Genomic DNA, 1,580 nt, shown 5'->3' with positions numbered 1-1,580 from the left:
TTCGTATTATGAGGTCACCAGAACTTACTGGTCGACCTCCTTATTGTGTGGTCATAAGATTGAGGTAGCCGGGGATCGAACGTTTCTGCCCGTGGGACTCGGATCCCGAGAGCTATTCCGTTCATCCCCCCTACTTGTTAAACCATGATTAGGCTAGTTGGGGCTTTGACCCCGAATCACATGCGATAATGTGGACGACAAGAAGGTTAGGGGTTACTGGCGAATATAGAACAAGGAGTGGTTATATGAATCCTGTTATTGGACTTGATGTTTCCAAAGGAGAAAGCCATGCTCAAGCATTTACGGATCGAGGTGTCACATACGGAAAGGTCCTTCGATTTGAGCATAATCTGGAGGGGCTGGTGACTTTCCTAAACCTTCTACAGGATATTGAATCCTTTACCGGACAACGTCCGGCAGTAGTGTTAGAAGCAACTGGACACTACCATAGCCCTGTCATTCAGTTTCTAGATGAGCATCAGTATTTGTATATTGTCATTAATCCGTTAATTTCACATCAGGCCAAAAAAACCAACTTGCGCAAGGTGAAAACGGATATCGCTGACGCCTACCAACTAGGGGAATTATTCTACAAAGAAGAGTTGGAACCGTACAAAAAACGGGGACAATTCATGATGAATCTGCGCTACCTGACCAGGCAGCATGACTCTTTAACGGATATGTATGTGCAAGCGAAGTTGCAGTTTCAGGCGGTTCTTGATCAGGTCTTTCCGGAATACCGTGGTGTGTTTGGAGACCTGTATTCGAAGGTTTCGCTTCGTTTTCTGGCTCTTCATCCTACATCTTCCTCGGTGCTTTCCAAGTCTCTGAATGACGTTACAGCGACGATTCAATCAATTTCCGGTCGGATAAATTCCGATTGGGCGCTCGAACGAGCGCTGAAATTAGTTGCTGCTGCCAAGCGAAATCCGTTTAAAGAGACGGCATTTTCAAGCCATCTCATCTCACTGGAACTGCTCATTAATCTGCTTTTGCAGTACCAAGAGCACCTGGCCAACCTCGAACAGTCGATAGATGCTCTGGCTACAGAATTACATGAATATGAGTTGATCCAATCGATACCCGGCATAGGCACCAGAATTGCTGCAACAATTCTGGCTGAGGTCGGGGAAATCGATCGATTTGATCATGCAAAAAAGCTTGTTGCATTTGCCGGTGTCGATCCAAGCGTCTTCTCTTCCGGCAAGTTTACAGCTACCCGAAACAAGATTACCAAACGTGGATCCAGAAGACTTCGAACCACCTTATATTTGGCCGTACGTTGTGGTCTGCGCAGCTCGCGTAACCGGAAGCTCCGAGCCTATTACGATAAAAAACGTGCCGAGGGCAAGCCGTTTAAAGTAGCCGTAATTGCCTGCGTAAACAAGCTGATCCACTGGATTTACGCGATCCTTACTAAAAAAGAAGCATTTCAATTGAGTTAGAAAGAAATTCTCACCTTCTCAGGAAATCCTTCCCACAACTGCAGGAAGGGTTATTTGCTATACTCATTTTTCAGTATACCACCGGCGATTGAATCCATTAAGTTTTAAATATTGACAAACTATTAGCTAGAATAG

General features: G+C 45.3%; 1 protein-coding gene. It reads left to right on the top strand.

The window, feature by feature from the left end; translation table 11 throughout:
- Positions 1-245: 245 nt before the first annotated feature.
- Positions 246-1,445: an IS110 family RNA-guided transposase gene (locus C558_RS0129990; RefSeq protein WP_018759980.1), complete on the top strand. Its 1,200-nt coding sequence runs from the start codon at positions 246-248 to the stop codon at positions 1,443-1,445.
- The last annotated feature ends 135 nt before the right edge of the window (positions 1,446-1,580 follow it).

It is taken from the genome of Paenibacillus terrigena DSM 21567 (assembly GCF_000374845.1).
In the GTDB taxonomy this organism is placed as follows: domain Bacteria; phylum Bacillota; class Bacilli; order Paenibacillales; family Paenibacillaceae; genus Paenibacillus_K; species Paenibacillus_K terrigena.
The sequence above is the reverse complement of the archived record's forward strand: the minus strand, read 5'-3'. Positions and strand labels throughout refer to the sequence as shown.